This is a genomic window from Candidatus Omnitrophota bacterium, assembly GCA_040755155.1.
In the GTDB taxonomy this organism is placed as follows: domain Bacteria; phylum Hinthialibacterota; class Hinthialibacteria; order Hinthialibacterales; family Hinthialibacteraceae; genus JBFMBP01.
The window spans coordinates 1-19,211 of the sequence record JBFMBP010000108.1; the positions used below are offsets into that span (position 1 = coordinate 1).

The 19,211-nt window shown below is 51.4% G+C and carries 22 protein-coding genes; 16 read left to right on the forward strand and 6 right to left on the reverse strand.

What is annotated here, in order from left to right:
- The first annotated feature begins 266 nt into the window (after positions 1–266).
- From rpsH to rplQ, 15 genes are all read left to right on the forward strand, one after another.
- Positions 267–665 (forward strand): 30S ribosomal protein S8, encoded by a 399-nt coding sequence (gene rpsH, locus AB1656_16280; protein MEW6236942.1) that lies wholly within the window; start codon positions 267–269, stop codon positions 663–665.
- A 31-nt stretch (positions 666–696) separates the two neighbouring features.
- The gene (gene rplF, locus AB1656_16285; GenBank protein ID MEW6236943.1) at positions 697–1,233 is read left to right on the forward strand and encodes a 50S ribosomal protein L6; all 537 of its coding nucleotides are present in this window, start codon (positions 697–699) and stop codon (positions 1,231–1,233) included.
- 96 nt (positions 1,234–1,329) lie between these two features.
- A complete protein-coding gene (rplR, locus tag AB1656_16290) occupies positions 1,330–1,692 on the forward strand; it encodes a 50S ribosomal protein L18 (protein MEW6236944.1) in 363 nt (120 codons plus the stop codon).
- A gap of 27 nt (positions 1,693–1,719) precedes the next feature.
- Positions 1,720–2,232, forward strand: coding sequence for a 30S ribosomal protein S5 (gene rpsE / locus AB1656_16295; GenBank protein MEW6236945.1), 513 nt, complete (start codon positions 1,720–1,722; stop codon positions 2,230–2,232).
- Positions 2,232–2,420, forward strand: coding sequence for a 50S ribosomal protein L30 (rpmD, locus tag AB1656_16300; protein MEW6236946.1), 189 nt, complete (start codon positions 2,232–2,234; stop codon positions 2,418–2,420). The genes rpsE and rpmD overlap by 1 nt, the downstream gene beginning before the upstream one ends.
- A 24-nt stretch (positions 2,421–2,444) precedes the next feature.
- Positions 2,445–2,921, forward strand: a complete 477-nt coding sequence (rplO, locus tag AB1656_16305; protein MEW6236947.1) for a 50S ribosomal protein L15 — start codon at positions 2,445–2,447, stop codon at positions 2,919–2,921.
- An 18-nt stretch (positions 2,922–2,939) separates the two neighbouring features.
- On the forward strand, positions 2,940–4,298 hold the full coding sequence (gene secY / locus AB1656_16310; GenBank protein ID MEW6236948.1) for a preprotein translocase subunit SecY: 1,359 nt from the start codon (positions 2,940–2,942) through the stop codon (positions 4,296–4,298).
- 129 nt (positions 4,299–4,427) lie between these two features.
- The gene (map, locus tag AB1656_16315; GenBank protein ID MEW6236949.1) at positions 4,428–5,225 is read left to right on the forward strand and encodes a type I methionyl aminopeptidase; all 798 of its coding nucleotides are present in this window, start codon (positions 4,428–4,430) and stop codon (positions 5,223–5,225) included.
- A gap of 49 nt (positions 5,226–5,274) precedes the next feature.
- Positions 5,275–5,493, forward strand: coding sequence for a translation initiation factor IF-1 (infA, locus tag AB1656_16320; protein ID MEW6236950.1), 219 nt, complete (start codon positions 5,275–5,277; stop codon positions 5,491–5,493).
- Positions 5,494–5,557: 64 nt separating this feature from the next.
- Positions 5,558–5,671, forward strand: a complete 114-nt coding sequence (gene rpmJ / locus AB1656_16325) for a 50S ribosomal protein L36 (GenBank protein MEW6236951.1) — start codon at positions 5,558–5,560, stop codon at positions 5,669–5,671.
- Positions 5,672–5,695: 24 nt separating this feature from the next.
- A complete protein-coding gene (gene rpsM / locus AB1656_16330; protein ID MEW6236952.1) occupies positions 5,696–6,067 on the forward strand; it encodes a 30S ribosomal protein S13 in 372 nt (123 codons plus the stop codon).
- 51 nt (positions 6,068–6,118) lie between these two features.
- Entirely contained in the window at positions 6,119–6,517 is a 399-nt protein-coding gene (gene rpsK, locus AB1656_16335) for a 30S ribosomal protein S11 (protein MEW6236953.1), read from the forward strand.
- A 57-nt stretch (positions 6,518–6,574) separates the two neighbouring features.
- Entirely contained in the window at positions 6,575–7,204 is a 630-nt protein-coding gene (gene rpsD, locus AB1656_16340; GenBank protein ID MEW6236954.1) for a 30S ribosomal protein S4, read from the forward strand.
- 185 nt (positions 7,205–7,389) lie between these two features.
- Positions 7,390–8,463: a DNA-directed RNA polymerase subunit alpha gene (locus AB1656_16345; GenBank protein MEW6236955.1), complete on the forward strand. Its 1,074-nt coding sequence runs from the start codon at positions 7,390–7,392 to the stop codon at positions 8,461–8,463.
- A gap of 33 nt (positions 8,464–8,496) precedes the next feature.
- A complete protein-coding gene (rplQ, locus tag AB1656_16350; GenBank protein MEW6236956.1) occupies positions 8,497–8,868 on the forward strand; it encodes a 50S ribosomal protein L17 in 372 nt (123 codons plus the stop codon).
- 152 nt (positions 8,869–9,020) lie between these two features.
- Here rplQ and AB1656_16355 read toward each other — a convergent pair whose 3' ends face one another.
- A complete protein-coding gene (locus tag AB1656_16355) occupies positions 9,021–10,142 on the reverse strand; it encodes a GNAT family N-acetyltransferase (GenBank protein ID MEW6236957.1) in 1,122 nt (373 codons plus the stop codon).
- 341 nt (positions 10,143–10,483) lie between these two features.
- On the opposite strand from AB1656_16355, the gene AB1656_16360 reads away from it, so the two are divergent.
- Positions 10,484–13,141, forward strand: coding sequence for a hypothetical protein (locus AB1656_16360; GenBank protein ID MEW6236958.1), 2,658 nt, complete (start codon positions 10,484–10,486; stop codon positions 13,139–13,141).
- A gap of 253 nt (positions 13,142–13,394) precedes the next feature.
- On the opposite strand, the gene AB1656_16365 is transcribed toward AB1656_16360, so the two are convergent.
- The 5 genes from AB1656_16365 to AB1656_16385 form a co-directional block, all read right to left on the reverse strand.
- Positions 13,395–13,643 (reverse strand): hypothetical protein, encoded by a 249-nt coding sequence (locus AB1656_16365; GenBank protein MEW6236959.1) that lies wholly within the window; start codon positions 13,641–13,643, stop codon positions 13,395–13,397.
- A 217-nt stretch (positions 13,644–13,860) separates the two neighbouring features.
- On the reverse strand, positions 13,861–14,937 hold the full coding sequence (locus AB1656_16370) for a HEAT repeat domain-containing protein (GenBank protein MEW6236960.1): 1,077 nt from the start codon (positions 14,935–14,937) through the stop codon (positions 13,861–13,863).
- An 18-nt stretch (positions 14,938–14,955) separates the two neighbouring features.
- Complete coding sequence (locus AB1656_16375; protein ID MEW6236961.1) at positions 14,956–16,236, reverse strand: Gfo/Idh/MocA family oxidoreductase; 1,281 nt, start codon at positions 16,234–16,236, stop codon at positions 14,956–14,958.
- Positions 16,237–16,485: 249 nt separating this feature from the next.
- Positions 16,486–16,842 (reverse strand): metalloregulator ArsR/SmtB family transcription factor, encoded by a 357-nt coding sequence (locus AB1656_16380; GenBank protein ID MEW6236962.1) that lies wholly within the window; start codon positions 16,840–16,842, stop codon positions 16,486–16,488.
- A gap of 96 nt (positions 16,843–16,938) precedes the next feature.
- On the reverse strand, positions 16,939–18,924 hold the full coding sequence (locus tag AB1656_16385; GenBank protein MEW6236963.1) for a cytochrome b/b6 domain-containing protein: 1,986 nt from the start codon (positions 18,922–18,924) through the stop codon (positions 16,939–16,941).
- Between the last annotated feature and the right edge of the window lie 287 nt (positions 18,925–19,211).

Genomic DNA, 19,211 nt, shown 5'->3' on the forward strand with positions numbered 1-19,211 from the left:
GTACATCCCTATCCGTCGGAGCGCTTGGGCGTCATGACCTGAGGCAGGAGCCCAGTGCGGTAGTTCCGCACGCTGGGATCTGTGCGGGGGGTGCCGGGTAACCGGCATCCCTACCGCGACCAAGGTTGTTTTTGCCCTTGAGTAATCCTCTCGAATTGTGGGTAAAGATCAGGCCCTTTGGGAGAGGGGCAGAGTGTGGGGTGGATGGTTCTCAAGCGCAATTTGAATAAGTAATTGAATTCTAAGAAATTGAAGGAGTCGCAACGATGCCGGTTACCGATCCCATCGCGGATCTTCTGACGCGCATTCGCAACGCTAACCTAGCCAAAAAGGAAAAAGTCGAAATTCCCGCCTCCAAGATGAAATTGGGAATCGTCGATATCCTTAAAAAAGAAGGCTTTATCCGCAGCTATCGCGTCGTGGAAGAAGCCGGACATAAAATGATCCGGGTTTATTTGAAATACGGCCCCAAACAAGAGCGCGTGATTACCTCGTTGGAACGGATAAGCAAACCCAGCGTTCACGTCTATTCGGGAAAAGATTCCATCCCTCGCGTGCTGGGCGGTTTGGGCATCAGCATCGTCTCCACCTCGCGGGGTTTGATGACGGATAAAGAAGCCCGTCAACAAGGCGTCGGCGGCGAGATTATTTGCGAAGTGTATTGAACAAGAATCCATCAACCGAGAGACTGTTATCATGTCACGAGTAGGAAGACTACCCATACCGTTGCCTTCGGGCGTTCAAGTTGCGATCGATGGCCAGAACATCGCCATAAAAGGGCCGAAAGGGCAGCTCGATTTTGAAATTCCTCGGCCCATTACCGTCACCCAAAGCGACGACCATCTCCTTGTGGAAAGGCCGAACAACGAACGGCAAACTCGCGCTCTGCACGGCACTTCCCGCGCTTTGATCGCCAATATGGTGAATGGCGTTTCGCAAGGCTTTCAACGGAAATTGCAGATTAACGGCGTCGGCTACCGCGCCTCAGTCCAAGGAAGCATGTTGACGTTGGAATTGGGCTATTCCCATCCCATCAAATACGAACTGCCGCCGGGTATTGCCGCGGAAGTGGAAAAGAACGTCGAAATCACCGTCAAGGGCATCGACAAACACCTTCTCGGAGAAGTCGCTGCGAAAATCCGTTCCTTCCGTCCGCCCGAACCGTATAAAGGGAAAGGCGTTAAATACGCCGAAGAACATATCCGGCGCAAAGTGGGCAAGAAAAACGTATAATTTTCCGCTTCGGAAAATGAGAGTTATTTATAACCTTGCGGCCTAAGAGATAAATTTTGAACGTCTATTGAGAGATGCATTGAGCGAGAGCGAACCATGAAGAACAAACATGCAGCTAGGATCAAACGGCATCGCCGGGTGCGGAAGAAAATCTTCGGTACGTCCGATCGTCCCCGAATTTGCATATTCCGAAGCGTGAAGCATATTTACGCCCAAGCCGTGAGCGATTTGGACGGAACCACGTTGGCCGCCGCCAGCAGCCTCGTCTCCGAACTCCCCCCCGTGGAAGGGGAAATCGCCGGCAAGAAGAAGATCGCGAAAGCAGTGGGCAAATTGATCGCCCAACGCTTGATGGATAAAGGAGTAACGAAAGTAATCTTCGATCGCGGCGGATATTTGTATCATGGCCGGGTCGCCGCATTAGCCGAAGGAGCCAGAGAGGGCGGACTCGAATTCTGAACTCGCCGGAATTGAGGAATAGATATTATGGTTGAAGTATACAATGCAGGCAGGCAAAAAGAATCCGAGTTGAAGGAACGCGTCATTCACGTCAACCGGGTAGCCAAAGTCGTTAAAGGCGGACGCCGCTTCAGCTTCAGCGCCCTCGTCGTCGTCGGCGACGGCAACGGTTCCGTCGGCATCGGCTTCGGCAAAGCGGGCGAAGTATCCGACGCGATCCGCAAGGCGATCGAGCGAGCCAAAAAAGAGCTGTTTTCCGTCCCTATGGTGGGGACGACGATTCCTCACCAAATCTTCGCCCATTTCGGCGCGGGCAAGGTGCTGTTGAAACCCGCTGCGCGCGGTACGGGCGTCATTGCCGGCGGCCCGGTTCGCGCGATTTTGGAAGTGGCTGGCATCAAGGATATCCTGACCAAATCTTTGGGAACCAGCAACGCCTTGAATATCGTCAAAGCTACGGTCAGGGGATTGAAAGATCTGAAAGATGTTGCGACGGTCGCGAAACTCCGAGGCAAAGATCCCAAGGAGATTATGGCATAATGGCGAAACAACTGGAAATTACGTTGGTAAAAAGCTTGATCGGAAAAGTCCCCAAGCACCGCCGGACGGCGAAAGCCTTGGGATTGCGGCGTCCGAACAAATCCGTCGTGGCCGCCGATAATCCCCAGATTCGCGGAATGGTGAAATCGATCGAATATATGGTGCGCGTTCGGGAAATCAACGACTAACATTGGAATAAAGAGTGATTAATCATGCATATTGGCGAACTCCAGGCTCCACCAAGGAAAAAAAAGAAGCGCGTAGGACGCGGTCCGGGATCGGGAAACGGCAAAACCTCCGGCCGCGGCATGAATGGACAAAAATCGCGCTCGGGAAATAAGTATCGTCCCTGGTTCGAAGGCGGTCAAATGCCGTTGCAGCGCCGGATTCCCAAACGGGGATTCAAGTCCTTGAACAAAAAGGTCTTTCAGCTGGTGAACGTCTCTTCTCTCGATGCCTTCGAAGACGGCCAGACCGTCGATCCCGCCGCCTTGGCGCAAAAGGGATTGATTAAAAAATCCGACCGTCCCGTGAAAATCTTGGGATTCGGCGAATTGTCGAAACGGCTCGTCGTCCAAGCTGATGCCTTCAGCGGTTCGGCGAAAGAAAAAATCGCCCAAGCGGGCGGCGAAGCGAACCGCCGCGTTCCGCAAATTCCATCGGCGGCTGCGGACGCCGCGAACTCATAAACGGGGAATACCGATAACATGATCGACGCGATTGCCAATATCTTCCGCATTCCCGATCTTAAAAAGCGCGTTCTTTTCACGCTGGCCATCATCGCCTTATTGCAGATCGGCCATTCCGTTCCCATTCCCGGAATCAATCCCTTGGAATTGGCGAAAACAACGAAGACGGGCAGCGATCTCTTCAATTTAATCGACATCTTCGCAGGAGGCGCCTTTCTTCATTGCTCCGTCTTCGCTTTAGGCATCATGCCTTATATTAGCGCATCGATTATTCTGCAATTGCTCACTGTCACTTCCCCCTACCTGGAAGAACTATCCAAAAAGGGCGAGGAAGGCCGCAAAAAGATCACCCAATATACGCGATACGGCACGGTGTTCATCACGGCCTTTCAATCGTTCCTGCTTTCCTTCTCGCTGGAAAATTCCCAATATTGGGGCAATATCGTCTACCATCCCGGCTGGGGTTTTCGATTCATGTGCATGCTGTCGATGACGGCGGGTACCATGATTATCATGTGGATGGGCGAGCTGATTACGGAACGCGGCATCGGCAACGGCATTTCTCTCATCATCTTCGCCAATATCGTAGCAAGAATACCCCAGGCAGTCAGCCAGGCTTTCGTGTTGCTCGCCATGGAAGAACCGACATTCACGCCCTTGGATGCTCTGGTTACTTTTGCGGTTCTCATCGTAGTTATCGCGGGCGTCGTTATCATCCAATACGGCCAGAGAAGGGTTCCCATCAAGCGGGGCCGCATGGTGCGCGGTGGACGCATGTACGGCGCGCAAAGCAACGCCTACCTTCCCTTGCGCATCAATACGGCGGGCGTAATCCCCGTCATCTTCGCGGCGGCGATATTGACCTTGCCCTCCTTCTTCCTGAATTTCGCTACGCCTTTAGCGAACAGCGAAACCTTTCAATGGGTATACAATTTTTTCCAATGGCTCTCCGATAATCTTCAACAAGGCATGGTAGTATATTCCTTGATTTACGTTGGACTGATTATCTTTTTCTGTTATTTTTACACCGCCATCACCTTCAATCCCAAAGATGTGGCGGAAAACCTGCAAAAATACGGTTCGACGATTCCCGGATACAGCCACGGAAAACGGACGGAAGAATATTTAACCAGAATCTTGAATCGAATTACCCTGGCGGGCGCTATCTTTCTGGCCGCTATCGCCGTGTTGCCCGATATCATGCAGCGATATATGCAGATTCCGTCGACCATCGCCAATCTCTTGGGCGGAACCTCGATCATCATTGTCGTTGGCGTGGCGTTGGATACGGTCAACCAGATCGAAAATCACTTGCGCGTCAGAAATTACGACGGCTTTCGCGCCCGCGGGAAAATTCGCGGCCGCTCGGGAATGTAACGCTTAACCTTGGTAAATATAGGGAGAGAAGTTATACTATTCTTTTTTGGCTTTTATCGATTGAGGGAACGGAACGTAAAGCCATAGGAAGGTAAAACGTTTGCTAGCAGCGATTCGACGCCGATCAGCATGATAATACTAAAATCCTCTCAGGAAATCCAGCGTCTTCAAGAAAGCGCTGACTTAGTATCCGAAGTGCTGAATCGGATGATCGATCTCTCCGAACCGGGTCTTCCGACGATCGAGTTGGATTGTCTGGCGGAAAAGACGATCCGGGAATACGGAGCCGAACCGGCTTTCAAAGGCTACCGCGGCTTTCCGTATTCGGTTTGCGTGTCGATCAACGAACAAGTCGTCCACGGTTTCCCCTCCAAGAGAACGTTGAAAGCGGGGGATATCGTCAGCCTGGATGTCGGCGTGAAATATCGCGGCTATATCGGTGATTGCGCCCGCACCTTTAGTATAGGTCCTATCGCCGAAGCGGAGGAATTGCTCGTACGCCGGGCGTATTACGCGTTGCGCATGTCCTGCAACCTCGCTAAAAGCGGAAAGCGAGTCGGCGATATTTCTCACGCCGTGGAAAGTTATGCCCGCCGTTACCGGTACGGCGTTGTTAGAGATTTTGTCGGACACGGCGTAGGTCAACAATTGCACGAGGATCCGCAAATCCCCAATTTCGGACCTCCAGGAACGGGACAACGCCTAAAACCTGGTTTGGTGATTTGCATCGAGCCGATGTTCAACCTGGGAACCTACGAAGTGGAAGTCCTGGAGGATGGTTGGACGGTTGTTACCAAGGATCGCCGCCTTTCCGTTCATGTGGAGGATATGGTGGCTATCTTGCCGGAAGGACCTAAAATCATGACCTCCGCCAAAGGGGTCGTCTTTCCCGAAGAGGAAAAGCCGACGATGGCGATGTCCTCTTGAAATGTTGGCTAAAGCGTTCTTGTAGAACGCGGCGTTACCGGAAAACGGCATGGCAAAAAAAAATGTCATCGAAGTGAGAGGAAAAATCGTCGAAACATTGCCTAACGCGATGTTTCGCGTTGAACTGGAAAATGGGCACAAAGTGCTGGCTCATATCTCTGGGAAAATGCGCATGCACTATATCCGCATTCTTCCCGGCGACGAGGTAACGGTGGAACTTTCCCCATACGATTTGACCCGGGGACGCATCACCTATCGCCAGGCCTAATGTGAAGAACCACCAAAGCGCGGCCGATTTTGCCCGCCGTTTGGTTGAAAAGAGGAGCAGCGGAATGAAAGTCAAGGCATCCGTCAAACCCATTTGCGAAAAATGTAAAGTGATTCGGCGAAAAGGCCTCGTGCGGGTAATCTGCAAAAACCCCCGCCATAAACAACGGCAAGGATAATGTTGAATTTCAGGAGGAACGAACGTGGCACGTATTTCCGGCGTCGATTTACCCAGGGATAAACGCGTACTCATAGGATTAACCTATATTTACGGCATCGGAAGAACCCTTTCCGGCCGCATCTTGAAACTGGCCAATGTGAATGAAAGCACGCGAGTACGCGACCTGACAGAAGAAGAGGTAGGCCGGATTACCTCCATTATTCAACGAGAGTGCATCGTCGAGGGCGACCTCCGGCGCGAAGTCAACATGAATATCAAGCGGTTGATGGATATCGGCTGTTACCGCGGTCTTCGCCACCGGCGCGGTTTGCCCTGCCGCGGACAAAGAACGAGAACCAATTCTCGCACCCGCAAGGGACCGCGCCGTACCATCGGCGTTAAGGCGAAAAAATAATTTTTTGGGATGATAACCTATCACGATAGAATCGATTAGGAGCGAGAGGACATGGCAAAAGGCGGTCGAAGCGCCGGTCGCGGCAAAAAAAAGGTAAAGAAGAACGTCCCTCGAGGAGTCGTTCACATTCAGGCTACCTTCAACAATACGATCGTAACCATCACGGATATGGAAGGCAAAGCCATTTCCTGGGCCAGCGCCGGCAACACCGGCTTTAAAGGCTCCCGGAAAAGCACTCCCTACGCTGCTCAGATTACGGCCCAGGAAGCGGCGGAACGGGCCAAAGAACATGGCTTGCAGCAAGTGGAAGTGCTGGTGAAAGGGCCTGGCTCTGGACGCGAAGCGGCCATTCGAGCGCTGCAGATCGCCGGCCTTCAAATTAAGGTTATCAAGGATGTAACGCCGATTCCTCATAACGGCTGCCGTCCTCCGCAACGCCGCCGCGTATAACGATTCGTCAAAACGAACGCAAAAGCAATATTGAAGCAATAAGTAAGGAGAAATGTCGTGGCTCGATACCGTGGACCTGCCTGCAAGCTCTGCCGGGCCGATGGAATCAAATTAATGCTGAAAGGGAAAAAATGCCTCTCGGCCAAATGCCCTATCAATAAACGCAACTATCCCCCTGGGCAGCATGGACAACGCCGAGGCGCCAAGCAATCCGATTACGGCCTCCAGCTGCGAGAAAAGCAAAAAGCCAAACGCACTTACGGCGTTTTGGAACGCCAATTCCGCCGCTATTACGCTGAAGCGGAAAAGATGCGGGGCATCTCGGGCGAGAACCTGCTTCATTTGTTGGAGCGGCGTCTCGACAACGTCATTTATCGTCTTGGATTCGCCAATTCCCGCGTTCAAGCCCGCCAAATCGTGCGCCATAATCACGTGCTGGTAAACGGAAAAAGAGTGAATATTCCTTCCTTCTTGGTTCGTGTAGGCCAGGAGATTCAAATCAAGGAAAAAAGCCGTGAATTGCCTCTGATTATCGAAGCGATGCAACTGCGCCGTTCCGTTGGCAACTATTCGTGGCTGCAACGAAACGACGAAACCTGCAGCGGGAAAATGATTCGCCTGCCCAATATCGAAGAAATCGCGATTCCGGTGCGCGAACAGATGATCGTCGAATTGTATTCCAAGTAAAAAAGCGTATTCCGCCGGCGATTGATGTTGGCTGGAATGAATTCCGCATAAGCGCTATTAGTTCTTTTAGCAAAAACGAGAAGAGGTTTTGTGCATACAGCGAGATTGGAGCATACGATTTCCTTCCTAAGTGTACCCAAAAATCTGTTCTGTAGCTTTTTGCAGCAAAGGGGGAATAGAATCCCATGAAGTTTAAACCTGTTGTAATGCCCGGTCGAGTGCGAATCGACCAAACCACTGCTACAGACCGGTATGGCAAATTCGTCGTTGAACCGTTGGAGCGGGGTTTTGGAACCACGTTGGGCAATTCGTTGCGCCGGGTTCTCCTCTCCTCCATTCAAGGCGCGGCGATAAAAGCAGTGCGGATCAACGGCGTTTTGCAGGAGGTTTCTTATATTCCGGGCGTTGTGGAAGATGTCACCGACATCATCCTCAACTTGAAAGGTCTTCGCATCAAGAATTACCGCAACGGTCCTGTCACTCTCTACCTCCAAGCGAACGGCGAAGGCGAAGTCAAGGCTTCCCATATCGAACCGAATCCGGATGTGGTGATTATGAATCCCGAACTCCATATCGCCACTCTCGACAAGGACGGCGCTTTGGAGATGGAACTGTACGTCGATGTCGGACGCGGCTATCTTTCCGCCGAGCGTCAAGGCAAAGCGGCCGAATCCTTTCCACTCAATACGATTCTCGTCGATGCGATATTCACCCCCATCGAACGCGTAAAATATATCGTCGAGAATGCGCGCGTCGGCGATATCACCGATTACGACCGTTTGATCATCGAAATTTGGACGGATGGAACCATTCATCCCCAGGAAGCGTTGGCTTATTCGGGAAAAATTCTTAAGGATCACCTCTTTCTCTTCATCCACTTTCCCGATGAAGACGAATCGCCAGAAGAAAAAGAAGAGTCCAAGGAAGAGGCGGAAAATCCGTATCTCTCCAAAGGCGTGGAGGAACTGGAACTCTCCGTTCGCGCCTATAACTGCTTGAAAGCCGCCAATATCAAGACGATCGGCGAGTTGGTCTCGAAAACCGAATCCGAAATGCTGAAATATCGTAATTTCGGCAAGAAATCGCTGAATGAAATCAAGGATGTTCTCACCAAATTTCAACTTCATCTGGGAATGGATCTCGACCAACTGAAAACCGGCGTTATCGACGAAGACGGCGTCGTCCCCGCTTTATTGGAAGAAGACTTGGACGACGATGTCTTGGATTCCACGATGGAAGAAGTCGACGAAGAAAATTAACCGAAGCCGATAAGTCAATTTGGAGACGTTATTATGATGCACCGTAAAAAAGGACGCAAATTGGGCCGGGTTTCCTCGCATCGCGAGGCCATGCTGGCGAATCAAGCGACATCTCTCTTGCGCCACGGGCGGATTAAAACCACCGTCACGAAATGTAAGGAGTTGCGAGGAGTAGTGGAAAAATTGATCACGTCCGCCAAAGACGATTCCGTCCACGCCCGCCGCAAAGTGGGCCGGGTGATCCGGGATAAATCTATCATTAAGAAACTATTCTCGGAAATCGTTCCCGATTTTCAAGAACGTCCAGGCGGTTACACTCAAATTCTCAAAATCGGGCCAAGAATGAACGACGGCGCCGTGATGGCCTATATTCAACTGGTTGGATATCAGCCGCCGGAAGAATAATAAACGGCGATTCAATCCGATAACGCGAAAGGGCGCAGAAATCCTCCGCGCCCTTTCTTATTTTCGTTGATAATACCCTTTACATTTGACTTGAGGTATACCCAACATCCTTGAGGAGAGGGCGAAGCTCCCGAAGGGGACTGTTTTTAGGTTCAAACGTATCCAATGCCATACCATACCAGCGGAACCGGAAACGCTTGATGGAGCAAATGGTAAAGTTCGTTTTTCTGGGGGATGCGTTCGGCGAGGATATCTTTCGTGGGATACCCAAAGAAAAGCAACGCCAGCTCGCCGCCATTCGCGAATTCCACCGCATTTTCGCCCAGTTGAAATCTCGCCCATTGCTCTCCCGCTTCGATGCGGAGACTTTTCATCGCTACTTCGCCGAGACGGACGGTTAAAAAGTCCCGCGCTCTTTCCAGAAAACGTTGCGCGTTTATAACAAGGACAGTACCGTCGAAACAGCGTCTTTCGCGAATGAACGGCCGCCAGGCTAATGGCGCCATAAAAACGGAAGGCGGGATGTAGGTCAACCTTTCCGCCTTGTACTCGTTGAACCAAAGCCAGGCCCCTGCTTGCAGCGCGTCTGGATGTCCCGCCCAGTCCAAAATGGCGAGTTCCGATCCCTTATGGTGAATTGCCCCAAAACCAACCGCTTCGCCGCCGCGCCGGACGATCCACAAATCGCAAGGTTTATCCATAACGAAACGGCTTTTCAATAACGCCTCAAGGTCCTCATAAGGCAGAAGATAGCGAACGCTTGCGCTTTCAAGCAGGGCGATGGCGTCGACTAGATTTCTGCGATTGACGGGTTCCAGCCAGAAATCCGACGTAATCGTCAGATCGTCTCTCTCCAGACGAAAACAGGGAAAAACGCCGCAGTCGACCGCGTTCATGCGCCGGTAGACTCCCAGGTCTCCCGAAATCAGCATGATGTCCGCGCCCTGCTGGACGCTGCGGGCCACGGCGTCGATCATGAGAATGGAAGCGAAACCTTTCCCTCGCGCATCGGGATGAGTGGCTACGGCGCCGATGCCCGCTTCTTTCGTCGCAATGCCTCCTAACGTCACGGCGCGCACCGATGCGGCAACATGGGACATAATGCGCCCGCCGGTCTTGATGACGCGGATATTTTCTAGGTTGTTCGCCCCGACATGACGCGGGTAATTCTCACCCATGTCCCCGCCATGAGGCCGGAAAACCAAGTTTAGCAAGCCGATGAGTTCTTCCAGTTCGTTATCCTGGATCGATACGGGACCTTCGTAATCCGTCATGATCTATGCCATCCTCCCCCCGAATATTTGCGATTTAAAATCACTATGATCTATTATGTGCTAACCTGTCAAGATAAAGGGCTGAATTTCCCTTTTTTCCCAAAAATCATGACGCTTGGCGAAGCGGAAGGCTCGTTGTTGCGTAGTTCGAGGGGGCGATATTGAGCCTTAAGCACGATTGATTGGCGAAATTTTATGAAAAAATGAAACAGGTTGGTTATCTTGTTGATATATAGTAAAGAAGAAAACGTTTTCTGTCGCAAGCGAATGATATCGCCCAATTTTCATCGCTGTTCATGAACGGCGGAATCCACAGAATCATAGAAAAGGAGAAACAAATTATGCAGCGTTTTAGCCGTAAACTCGTTTATTTTGGATTGTTTTCATTTCTTGGATTGATGGTCGACGCCGGGGCGTTTGCCGGTGGAAATCCATCCGAAGATGTCCGCATCAAGTTCAATGTCTTTCCATGGGAACCGGTTGCAGGGCAGACGGTTGAAATTCAAGGGGAGATCGTAATTATCGGCGGCCAGTATATCTTGAAATCGGTCAGTCAATCGTTGCAAGAAGGCGGACTGATCGTCGTCGACGTTGTTGTTGAAGAAAACGCGAATCCAACGCCTAATGTTGTTAGTATGGAGCCTTTCCATTTGTCCCTCGGCGAACTGCCTGCCGGTGGGTATACGGTTCTTGGACAGATTAATGGCGTAGCGCAATATAAGATGGCGTTCGCCGTTTACTCGGAACCGCGGCCAACGCCGACGCCGGGACCGAAACCGTTGCTGTCCGATGCGTCGATTCTGATCTCTCCGGAAATGCCTAGTGCGACGGACGAGATTCGCATAACGGTCAACGGCCAGTTTTCGAGTGCGCGTTATTCCATCGCGGACGCCAAAGCGGAAATTCTGCCGGACGCCGTTCTTTTATGGGTGAATGTTCAAGAAGCGGAAATCGGCGCAGAAGTCATCACTCCCATTTCGCATGAATTCAATATTGGAACGATGCCGCCGGGCGGATACGCCGTCATCCTTTATGTAAACGGCATAGAAGCGGCTTATAACAAATTCATGGTGCTTGGGGAATATTATCCTTACCCCCTTCCCGAACCGCCTACCGGCCCTTATTCCTCGCGTTTGTGGATCGAACCGCCCGATCCGAGGGAAGGCGAAGAATTTACTGTCTATCTTTTCGGCGAATTTCCCTCGACCGGTTATACGTTCGAAGATAAAAATATCGAGTTGACAGACAACAATACGTTTAAAGTATCCGTAAAAATCGCCGAACCGAATGGTCCTGCTCTAACGATTATGACGCCTTTTAGAGAACCTTTAGGAACGTTTGCCTTGAACCAAGGCGTCTATGAAGCGATTGGAGAAGTAAACGGCGTGGCGCTTCCCGAAATGATATTTAAAGTAAGCGGCGACGTACCTGACGACCCTGGCGTAATCGATCCGAATATGAAATCGTTTGTGATTTTCACGCGGGAAGGCGGATTCGCCGGATTGTACGATTCGATCCACATCGATAGTTCCGGATATTTTATGCATATGAACCGAATCGTCGATAGTTATCCCTCCGTTTACGGCAAAATTCCGGAGGAATTATGGAACCAATTGCTAACCGCATTGAACGCCGCCGATTTTTCCGCTTACGAATCCGTTTATAAGCCGGATTCTGAAGTCGCCGATGGCTTCACGTATACGATCGCATATGGCGGAAAGGATGTCGTCATCCTGCAAGAAGCGGCGATTCCCGAAACGCTGCAAACGATTCTAGCGTTGCTGGAAAAAGTCTTGTCTCTTCCCGGCGATATTCCGGATGTCGTTCCAATTCCTGACGACCCTGTCATAATCGATCCGAATCCGGCGTCTTTCTTGATTTTCACGCGCGAAGGAGGTATCGCCGGATTGTACGATTCGATCCAAATCGATAGTTCCGGGTATTTTATGCGCGGAGACAGCTCCATCAGCAGCCGTCCCTCCATTTACGGCAAAATTCCGGAAGATTTATGGAACGAATTGCTAACAGCATTGAACGCCGCCGATTTCTCCGCCTACGAATCCGTGTATAAACCAGATCACGAAGTCGCCGATGGTTTTACTTACAAGATATCTTATGGCGGAAAGGATGTCGTCATCCTGCAAGAAGCGGCGATTCCCGAAACGCTGCAAACGATTCTAGCGTTGCTGGAAAAAGTCTTGTCTCTACCCGGCGATATTCCGGTTATCGATCCCATAATAATGCCTTTCTTGATTTTCACGCGGGAAGGAGGAATCGCCGGATTGTACGATTCGGTCCAAATCGATAGTTCCGGGTATTTTATGCATATGAACCGAATCATAGATAGCTATCCCTCCGTTTTCGGTAAAATTCCGGAAGAGTTATGGAACCAATTGCTGGCCGCATTGAACGCCGCCGATTTTTCCGCTTACGATCCCGTTTACAAACCGGAATTCGATGTCGCCGATGGCTTCACGTATACGATCGCTTATGGCGGAAAAGAAGTCGTTATCCTGCAAGAAGCGGCAATTCCCGAAACGCTGCAAACCATTCAGGCGCTGTTGGAAAAAGTCTTGACGCTGCCGGGCGATCAGGGGCAGGGGGAAAGCGGAATTATCAATTTTAACCGCTGCGGTGGATTCGCGGGCGAGAACAGCGAGTTGGACCTGCATTTGGATGGGAATTTCACGAGCAATAGCAACATCGCTGGAAATATAAGCAACAATTCCGGCGCCGCGCCGGACGATTTAATGGAACAGTTGCGCCAATCGTTAAATGAAACCGATTTCTCGGCGCTGCCCCCAGTTAACAAGCCGGACAACGTCATCGCCGATGGGTATGTTTATACTCTTAATTACAAGGGCAATGAAATCGTCGTCTACCAAGGCGCGGTGGTTTCGGCGCCGTTGCAGGAGACCATCGAACTCTTGGAGCGCATCCTCAACCTGTCCAACCGGGATGGTGAGCTTACGAAGGTCGAGTCTTGGATTTTATATTGATTTTTTTTAGCCGGAGAGTTTTTTTCAGCGATAATACTTATTGGATTCTTTCGGAAAGGGATATGGAAAGAATCGTCAACCAACGAAAATAAGTCTTTTCCTATAACCCAACGACAGAATGTATTTCGGGAGTATAGCCCTCTATACTCCCACTTTTTTTGCTTTGTCCGCCGATTTTTAGTTGGAAAAGAAAAGAGAATTTATGGCGATACGAACAGGCTCGAACGCTTTGCCCTCTTTTATACGGCAGCCATCAGCCTTCCAGCGCCCATTTCATATCCTCCAATACAGCTTGGCTTTGTCGTTCGGCTAATTCGACATAATCAAGCCCCACTTCTTCAATGGCTTCATTTCTGCCGATCTCGTTTCGCAAATATCGTCCTAAAATCCGGTCTCGCCACATTTGGCGTAATCCCGCTTCAACCGCTATCGATAAAATTTCGGCTTCTGATCTTTGTTTTTCGCGCGCTAAAGTTTCGATATAATTGGAAACTGTTTTCATTTTCCTAGCCTCCATGTTTTTTTGTTCCTAGCGTAGATCGAAATCCGATAAATTTATTTTACCTGTGCGAGCATAAAAACTGATTAGTTATATAGGGTGGGCTCAAAGCGAAACATGGCCTGTCATTCTCCTGTTTAGGATAAATGGCTGTTTGAATGTCGATATAGAAAGCCTCCCCAGCGGCGGCGTTTTTCTGCTGGAGAGGCTGTCCATAAATCTACTTCTTCCGCGCCTCGATAATCGGCTCGATCAATTTCTTCTCCTCGTTCGGCGCCGTTTGCATCGCTTCCTGCAACAGCGCATCGACATCCTCCCCTTTAAGGGCGATCAAGGTTTTCTGCGCTAGATCTTTGACGACCGGGGATTCGTTTTTTAACAACGGGCCGATGTCTTTTGCCGCTTCGCCGCCGCCGATTTTCCCAAGGCATATTATCGCGCCGCAGAGATGATGCTCCTCTTGGGTCAATTTTAATACGATGCGGACGATCTTCATGGCTTCCTGGAAATCGCCTTGCTCGATCTGGGCGTCGGCGTAGCGCAGGCCGCTGTCGAGATACGTTGTCTTATCGCGGACCGATAAGGATTCGAATTCCGGCGTCGTAACGTTGCTGAGCGGCTTTTTCCCTATTTGCGCGATGGCTTTCATGGCGGGAATGGCGATGCGGGCTTCCCCGCCGTCCACCGCCGCCGCTAACAATTCTACGGCTTGTTCTTCCTTGCGATGGCCGAGAGCGTTAATCAGGCGCGGCTTAAAGTCGTCCGGCGCGCTTTTCAACGCTTCCATCAACGCTTGCCCCGCTTCCGGGCCGGGAATTCGTTCCAGGCAAAAGACTGCCTCTTCCCGCAGTTCCTTGTCTTTCAGCCATTCCGCCGTTTTGGGAACGGCCTCCGCGTCGCCGATGGTGGAAAGATGGCGCAGCGCCGCTATTCGCGCTTTCATCGGTTGGTCCGCTTCGGTCAACGCCATGAGCGCTTTCATGACGTTTTTCCGCTTGCGTCCGTCCCACTCCTTAGCGGCGTCGTGAACGTGAACGCGCAGCGCTTCCCCCGCCGCTTTGGCGACGCCAGGATTGCCGGAAGCAAGCAACTTGCCCAATTCGGGAACGATGCGCGCTCCGACTGTGTCCGCCTTAATCCATGTTGCATAACGTACGTCCGCATTCTCGCTTTGCAGATCGGCGAGAAATTTTTCCAGTTTTTCGTTCAATGCTTCGCTGGAGGACGCCGCCGCTAGAACCGCCGCCGGCAGCGCCGTTTGCGCCATGCGGCGAGTTGATTTTACATGATTCGTCATGGTTCCATTCTCCTTGTCTTACAGATGCCACTGGCCGCGTCCTGGCCGGTAGAGAAGCCGGTTGGCTTCTTCGTCGTTCTTCACTTTTTCAGCGACCGGATCCCACTCTAATTTTCGTCCCAGAACATAAGAGATATTGCCCAAAATGCACAACGTCGCCACGCGATGGCCCGCTTCGATGTGCATCAGCGGCCGTTCGCGGGTTTTGATGCAGTTCAGCCAGTTCTCGAAATGGCCGGGGCTTTTGAAGACTTTCGCTCCGTCGGCTGGGGTTTCGTATTTCACTGCTTTCTCTTCCGTTCCGCATCCCCCATCCCCGCCGGTAACGATGAGTTCGCCTTTATCACCCCAGTATTTAGCGCCAAATCCCGCATTGAGCAGTTTTTCTCCCGGCTGGCTCCAGGTCATCGTCCAGTCCGGATTCTTGAATTCGTATTTGACTTCCATCGTGCAGGGGCAATCCCATAGGCCGTCGTGAGGCGGTTCGCCCGTCGCCTCGACGCTGGCGGGTCCCGTATCGTCAGCGTTCATGCACCACATGGCCACGCTCATGACGTGTGCGCCCCGGTCGCGGATTTGTCCCCCGCCGAATTCGAGCAGCCAGCGGAAATTGAAATGGACTTTATTCGGGTTATAGGGCATCCAGCGCGCCGGTCCCAGCCACAGTTCCCAATCCAAAGTGGGGGGCGGGTCCGAATCGGGCGTCCAATCGCTTACGGGATTTTCGTAATGCCAGCAAGTTATCTTGCGCACCGTCCCCAATTGGCCATTGCGGATATAGCGGCAGGCGTGATAGGCGGCGTCAGTGGAGCGACCTTGCGAACCTACCTGAATAATGCGCCCATACCGCTTGGCGGCGTTGACCATCGCCCGCCCTTCTTCGATAGTCTTGCTGGCGGGCTTCTCCACGTAAACGTCTTTGCCCGCCTCGCAGGCGTGGACGGTCATCAATCCGTGCCAATGATCCGGCGTTCCGATGGTAACGGCGTCGATGTCTTTGCGGTCGAGCAACTCGCGATAGTCCTTATAGGCGGCGGCGTTGTTTCCCACCCGTTCCATCGCTTGTTTGAGATGCTCCTCATCCGCATCGCAGATAGCCGCCGAAACTCCCGGACGCAAAAACGCCGAGCCTCTTCCGCCCACGCCGATGTTTCCAAGCACGATCGCGTCGCTCGGCGCCGGTTGGCCGTCCATACCGAGGACGCGGCTGGGGACGAATTGAAAGGCGAAAGCGCCCCCTGCGGCGGCTGCGCTGCGAGTAAGAAAAGCGCGCCTTGTCGTTTTCATTTTTTCCGTCATCTACGTTTCTCCCATCTTCTCCCGCTATTCGAGGGAGGCGATATGATTCTTTTTCAACATAACACGGAACCGAAACGTTGGGAAAGGGTATGAAATTTGAAATAAAAATTCGATGGGGGCGAAAAAAAGATTGAATCCTTGGAGATAGAATAGTATATCTCCTTGCGATTTCGCTTGCGGAATATCGAATCGTCCTCGCAATTGTTCCTTTTATGAATGGAACAAATGGCGGATGCGTCTTGTTTTGGATTACGGATGCGGCGTGGCGGCGTCGTGCATGTCTTGCAAATGCCGCCGCAACGATTCGCACATGAATTGGCAGAAGTTTTCCATCCCCGGAGTGCGCAGCGAGTAGAAGGTTTGCGCTCCTTCTCTGCGTTGTTGCAAAAAGCCGTGGCGGTATAGGATTGATAAATGTTTGGAGACTGTGGCTTGGCTTTTTCCCACGATCTCCACCAACTCTTTGACCGATCGTTCTTTGATCATGAGATGATGGATCAGTTGAATCCGCGTCGCCTCTCCCAAGGCTCTAATGCGATCGGCCAGCATTTCCCGGAATTCGGGATTCAACAACTCGGTTAATTCGGAATGCGATCTTGCGTTCATTTTAGCGTCCCCCCTATCGATGTAGATTCGAGATGGATGAGAGGAGAAGCGTTTTCGGGGAAAAACTCCCCCTCTCGCATGAAGTCTATTTTATTCTTATTTCTTCTCCGGATAAATTCTTTCGTACTCCATTGGATGACGATGCTTCAAGGTTTTCTTCGTCATCTTGCCCGTCAGCCACGTAGCGCTCATGGGATATTCCTCCGGATGGAATATCACGAAGAAGAAATGCCAGATGATGATCGCCAACGTAGCCAGCACGGCTTCGTAGTAATGGATCAATTCCGCCATATCGATAGCCCATTTGGGAAGATATTCGAATGATATAATGGGGAACCATAAAATCAGTCCCGTTGCCCCCATGATAATCACGCCCCATACAAGCGCCCAGAACTCCATTTTTTCCGCATAATCGTAACGTTCGAACTGCGGCGGATCCTTTCTCATCCCAAGATGAAAAGCGAGATTTTGCCATACATGCGTTATATCCCTGGGATGGGGCATAAAAGCAATGAGCTCTTCGCGGCCCCGGCGCGCAACGATCATGTAGAAGGCATAGGCGATAGACGTAACGATCATCATGACTCCAGCGATCCGGTGAATCGTTGAGCGCGCCGCTTCCGTGAAATAGAGATAAGAAAGCAGCGTTACCCACCACGATTTGGGACTCAGCAGCGCGAATCCGGTAATGCAAAGAACGATGAAAGTTATGGTAAGCAGGATATGGCAGACGATTTCGAATTTCGTGAAGCGCGCATAACCCGGTTCGTTGCTTTCCCGTTTGAATTTCTCCCGCAACAACGCCCAGAGGATGATGCCGTTATGGATAATCATGCCGCCGATGACAATGACGATGAGAGGAATGTAGATGCGCGGCACCCAGGCGATGATCGTTTTCGACCGGATCGTTACTTCCTTGTGAATCGGAGCGGCGAGCACGTTGGCCGTAATGCCGGGATGGCACGCGCCGCAGGTCTCCACCAGCCGCTGCGGGCTGACCGTAGAGCGCTCGTCCGACGATGGCAGGATAAGGTGGTTGCCGTGGCAACTGCCGCAGTTGGCGACGATCTTCGATCCCCGCTGCAAAGCCAGGCCGTGATAACTTTCGAAGAAGTTGCTCACTTGCCCCGTTTGAATATTGTATTTTTCGTTGATGACGATGGAACTATGGCAACGGGCGCAAGTGTTGGCCGACAGGTTGAGGAAAGAAACCGGCGAACGTTCGTCCTTTACCCGGAAAATAGCGTGTTCGCCGTGGCAATCCGTACACACCGGCGCGTCTTTATGCCCGCTCGCCGCCGAGGTTCCATGAATGCTCTGCGAATATTGATCCATTTCCGTTTTATGGCATTGCCCGCACGTGTTGGCGACGTGCATAAAATTAGTGGGAGATTTGGGATCGCGCAGCGGCAGCACTTCGTGATATCCATGACAATTGATGCAGGTGGGCGCCTTCTTGTTCCCCGCCCGGACTTCCGAAGCGTGAACGCCTTCCCGGTACAAATCCTCCTTCAAGGAGGGAGACATGTTATATTCTTTCATGATCGACGGATCGGAATGGCACTCGCCGCACAATTGGGCGATGCGGAATTGATGCACGGGCGAATCCGGATCCGAGGAAGGCAGTAAATTTTGCGAACCATGGCAGCGCTGGCAAGTCGGCGCGTCTTCGATCCCTTGCTTGACGGCCTGGCCGTGAATGCTTTTGTCGAATACTTCCGCTGCGTCTTCATGGCAGCGGACGCAATCCACGGGAGCCAATTTCGGTTTGTGGGGTAGTTCTTCGATATCCGAATGGCAATCGATGCAATCGAATTCCAATTTAATATGTATGCTTCTTCCGCATTGCCCCATATCGATGAGAGGCGTTTTCATATCCTTCGTCGCCCCATGAACGAGGGAATGGCAAGCCAGGCATTCTTCACTCTTTTGCGCCTGCGCGGAAAGCGTATCGAGAAAGAAGGGCGCCAGCCATAATGAAAGTAGTAAGATTCGGTAGACGGATGTTTTGGATTTGAGCAAGATGTTGAGCATGAAACTCTCCTGATGCAATAAATCGATTGGATTTAACTGATGCTTCATCGCTCAGCCTTCTTCTGGAGGGTGATTCTTAATCTCTAAGCCAAATAATTCATTCATGTTACGCTGTTCTTTTCCCTCGCCCTCTGGGAGAGGGTTAGGGTGAGGGGGGCTAAGTTTAATCTTATCAGCCCTCACCTAACCTCTCCCAATCTTGGGAGAGGAATTAAAAAAAAGCCGCAATAGCAATGCAAATAGATATACGATAACGTCTTTAATCGTAGGATGGGTCGCGTCGTTTGACCCATCAATTCCTTCCTTCCTTTATTATCGATGGATCAAAAAAACGC

Bases quoted from the DNA above. Each gene is read 5' to 3' on its own strand.
- rpsH (MEW6236942.1), top strand. From the start codon at position 267: ATGCCGGTTACCGATCCCATCGCGGATCTTCTGACGCGCATTCGCAAC.
- rplF (MEW6236943.1), top strand. From the start codon at position 697: ATGTCACGAGTAGGAAGACTACCCATACCGTTGCCTTCGGGCGTTCAA.
- rplR (MEW6236944.1), top strand. From the start codon at position 1,330: ATGAAGAACAAACATGCAGCTAGGATCAAACGGCATCGCCGGGTGCGG.
- rpsE (MEW6236945.1), top strand. From the start codon at position 1,720: ATGGTTGAAGTATACAATGCAGGCAGGCAAAAAGAATCCGAGTTGAAG.
- rpmD (MEW6236946.1), top strand. From the start codon at position 2,232: ATGGCGAAACAACTGGAAATTACGTTGGTAAAAAGCTTGATCGGAAAA.
- rplO (MEW6236947.1), top strand. From the start codon at position 2,445: ATGCATATTGGCGAACTCCAGGCTCCACCAAGGAAAAAAAAGAAGCGC.
- secY (MEW6236948.1), top strand. From the start codon at position 2,940: ATGATCGACGCGATTGCCAATATCTTCCGCATTCCCGATCTTAAAAAG.
- map (MEW6236949.1), top strand. From the start codon at position 4,428: ATGATAATACTAAAATCCTCTCAGGAAATCCAGCGTCTTCAAGAAAGC.
- infA (MEW6236950.1), top strand. From the start codon at position 5,275: ATGGCAAAAAAAAATGTCATCGAAGTGAGAGGAAAAATCGTCGAAACA.
- rpmJ (MEW6236951.1), top strand. From the start codon at position 5,558: ATGAAAGTCAAGGCATCCGTCAAACCCATTTGCGAAAAATGTAAAGTG.
- rpsK (MEW6236953.1), top strand. From the start codon at position 6,119: ATGGCAAAAGGCGGTCGAAGCGCCGGTCGCGGCAAAAAAAAGGTAAAG.
- AB1656_16345 (MEW6236955.1), top strand. From the start codon at position 7,390: ATGAAGTTTAAACCTGTTGTAATGCCCGGTCGAGTGCGAATCGACCAA.
- rplQ (MEW6236956.1), top strand. From the start codon at position 8,497: ATGATGCACCGTAAAAAAGGACGCAAATTGGGCCGGGTTTCCTCGCAT.
- AB1656_16355 (MEW6236957.1), bottom strand. From the start codon at position 10,142: ATGACGGATTACGAAGGTCCCGTATCGATCCAGGATAACGAACTGGAA.
- AB1656_16360 (MEW6236958.1), top strand. From the start codon at position 10,484: ATGCAGCGTTTTAGCCGTAAACTCGTTTATTTTGGATTGTTTTCATTT.
- AB1656_16365 (MEW6236959.1), bottom strand. From the start codon at position 13,643: ATGAAAACAGTTTCCAATTATATCGAAACTTTAGCGCGCGAAAAACAA.
- AB1656_16370 (MEW6236960.1), bottom strand. From the start codon at position 14,937: ATGACGAATCATGTAAAATCAACTCGCCGCATGGCGCAAACGGCGCTG.
- AB1656_16375 (MEW6236961.1), bottom strand. From the start codon at position 16,236: ATGACGGAAAAAATGAAAACGACAAGGCGCGCTTTTCTTACTCGCAGC.
- AB1656_16380 (MEW6236962.1), bottom strand. From the start codon at position 16,842: ATGAACGCAAGATCGCATTCCGAATTAACCGAGTTGTTGAATCCCGAA.
- AB1656_16385 (MEW6236963.1), bottom strand. From the start codon at position 18,924: ATGAAGCATCAGTTAAATCCAATCGATTTATTGCATCAGGAGAGTTTC.